This window comes from uncultured Lamprocystis sp. (assembly GCF_903933125.1).
In the GTDB taxonomy this organism is placed as follows: Bacteria; Pseudomonadota; Gammaproteobacteria; order Chromatiales; family Chromatiaceae; genus Thiodictyon.
On record NZ_CAIZIZ010000555.1, the window covers coordinates 1 to 2,550 of the forward strand.

A 2,550-nucleotide genomic window follows, 5' to 3' on the forward strand; every position below is an offset into this window, starting at 1 on the left:
GGTGACGGCTGGTGTTTTGGTCGACTTCAGACGATACCGCCGGTCTCCCGCTGCCGCCACCTCCGCAGGAGCCGCCGGCCCTGGTCCAGCCCACCCGTGCACAGCGCCCGGCCTCAGGCAAAAATGGCCAAAGTCGAGTATACGAGGCGCGACGGTAATTCCCTGTGGCTCTGGAGCCATTCAGCAGGGCTCGTTCGAGCGCGGGACGGGCGCCGAGCACGGTGCGAATCCGGTCAATCACCACTTGCGACAGTCCGCTGGAATCCGGGGTGATGTCAGGCAACCGCACGATCGGCCAAACCTTGCATGCGTGTCTGAAACTCGTCGAACAAGGTCATGTAGCGCGTGCTGATGGTCGCGATGAGTTGCTTCGCGGTGTTCTCGTCATCAGTATGTGAAGAACGGTTGCGGCTCTTGATCGTCTCCATCCAGGTGTCGCCGTCGGTGAGCAGACCGCGACGGAATGCTTCGCGAATGGCATCCCGCGAACCGGTAATATCAGGTTTGTCGGAAATCGCCTTACCCTGAAAGTCGCGCAGGTGCGAGGTCGACCGGCTAAAGCGTCGGCCTCCAGTGTTCGTGCGGCCGGAACGACGATCAAGACCGGGACGGGCCTTGGTCGTAGTCCCGGCCGACGGCGTGCGTAGTCAGGGCTTCCAGCCCTGACGGTGTCAGGCCAGGATGGCCTGACTACGCACCCGGCGAGCCCAAGTGGCCGGAAGCTTGATCGAGGCCCGCGGTGGCAAGGTGGTTTGGACGTTTGTCCGTTTGGCTGGCGGCGGCGCCCAGGCTTGGGAGACACCAGTGCGACTAGCAGCCTGTCGGACTTGATGAGGTAACCGATTGAAGTTAAAGAGTTTCAGCTTTTTTGGCGCAAATTTTTTATCTTCTATACTCAAGTTCTTACGCTGCAAGTCCGACAAACTGCTAGCACGGATTTCGCGTGATCGAGGATCGACTTGGGTTTGGCTCAGTGCGACGCCGATGCAGTGGCCGCCGACCAGGCCGAGGCGGACGTCCGTAGGGTACGCCGCATGGGCAGGTGCTGGACGATCGGTGGCGCAATTCGCTGCGCTATTGCGCCCTACGGTTCTCGATGACCTTGGCTGCTTCGGCGAGGCGGATGTTGCTGGCCAGGTGGGTGTCGGCGGTGACCGTCAGGCGCTCGGCTTCGTGTCGAGCTCAGCCGACAGTTGGTTCGCGCGGGCTGCGATTTGCTCGATGCTCAAATCGGGCAGGCTTTGTTGGCGCCAGATCGTGTAATCAAACCTTTCTCGGTTGATGGAGCCCATAAATCGCTCGGCTTCGACCAAGCCGAGCACGTCAATGAGGGCTCGCATGCCCCGTAGGCGGATTGCACTTTCAGTTTCCGTTGTCATACCAGTGCTCCAACATGGCGAGCGCGAGTCCGGGCGTGAGAACTTATTGGGACCTCCGATGACGCCATTTTCTTGAGGAGCCGGTCGTCTGTCGTGACGAACTTCGCTCACAGTCGGTGCGGTCGTCGGTCCGCGCAGCGGACCCTACAGATTAGGGTCTTACCGTAGGTCCGCTGTGCGGTCCGTCCGCGGCCGGCCGTAACTGATGATCGAGGCCGCTGGAGCGTCGGAGCCAGAAAGAAAACGCATCTTGTTCGCACACGAATCGGGCGGCCGCAGATTGATTCGACAGCACCATGACCCTTAGCGGTCAGTCGGGATAGTAATCGTCGTCAAGCAGCAGCGTTGCCTGGTATGGGCACTGGGCCGGGAAGGTCTCCGGGGGCAGGCGCGTCTCCTTGCTGGCCAGATCAACCGCGTCCGGATAGGTGTTGGCGATGGCTTCGTTGAGGACGGATTTCAATCCGGGCGATTGGCGAAGCAGCACGGCAAGCTGTTTGCGTTGTTCGACGATGGTCGCGCGCCAGCTTCGGCCATCGAATTCGCGCCAGCGCTCGGATAGCATCTGGCATTGGAATTCCCATTTCAATAAATGGGCGAGTAGAATCAATAACCGACTTTCGAGCTCACGGCGCTCACTCTTGCTCATATCGCTGAGTTCTTCTAATAAGTGCTCGATATCCAATTCCGTGTAGCGCCCGGCGCGTAGGAGTTCGGCATGGCGTGTTGCCCAAGCGGAATAGTCGGTTTGATACAGGGTGCTGAGTTCACTCATAGCGTCGTGCTCGTCGTTGCGTTTCTGCTCGTCGCGTCTTCTTCCTTTCGAAGGCGGTTATGCATCAATCAGAGACGTCCGTCAACAGCGGTTGCGGGGAGGACGGATTTCACGTCGTAGAGGATCGACTTGGGCTTGGCCCAGTGACGGATCCCGGTCGCACCCTGCGCGATGAAGTCGCGATGGGCAACGGCGAGGATGATGGCGTCGTAGGTGCCGGGCGCCGGGGGCGCGGACAGGCAGTCGAGGCCGTATTCGTGGTGCGCTTCGTCGCGGTCGATCCAGGGGTCATAGCAGTCGACGGTGATGTTGTAGTCACGCAGGGCCTGGATGATGTCGATGACGCGGGTGTTGCGCAGGTCCGGGCAGTTTTCCTTGAAGGCGAGGCCGAGCACC

Annotated in this window: 4 protein-coding genes; all 4 read right to left on the reverse strand. The window is 60.4% G+C overall.

From position 1 onward, the window contains the following. Nucleotides 1-275: 275 nt before the first annotated feature. A complete protein-coding gene (locus tag QZY03_RS30420) occupies nt 276-539 on the reverse strand; it encodes a nucleotidyltransferase substrate binding protein (protein ID WP_367268257.1) in 264 nt (87 codons plus the stop codon). Nucleotides 540-1,157: 618 nt separating this feature from the next. Then, entirely contained in the window at nt 1,158-1,379 is a 222-nt protein-coding gene (locus QZY03_RS30425; RefSeq protein ID WP_295587884.1) for a hypothetical protein, read from the reverse strand. Between the two features lie 310 nt (nt 1,380-1,689). Further along, nucleotides 1,690-2,154, reverse strand: a complete 465-nt coding sequence (locus QZY03_RS30430; RefSeq protein ID WP_295587886.1) for a DUF29 domain-containing protein — start codon at nt 2,152-2,154, stop codon at nt 1,690-1,692. 68 nt (nt 2,155-2,222) lie between these two features. Continuing rightward, on the reverse strand, nt 2,223-2,550 hold a 328-nt coding region (locus tag QZY03_RS30435; RefSeq protein ID WP_295587888.1), incomplete at its 5' end, for a UDP binding domain-containing protein.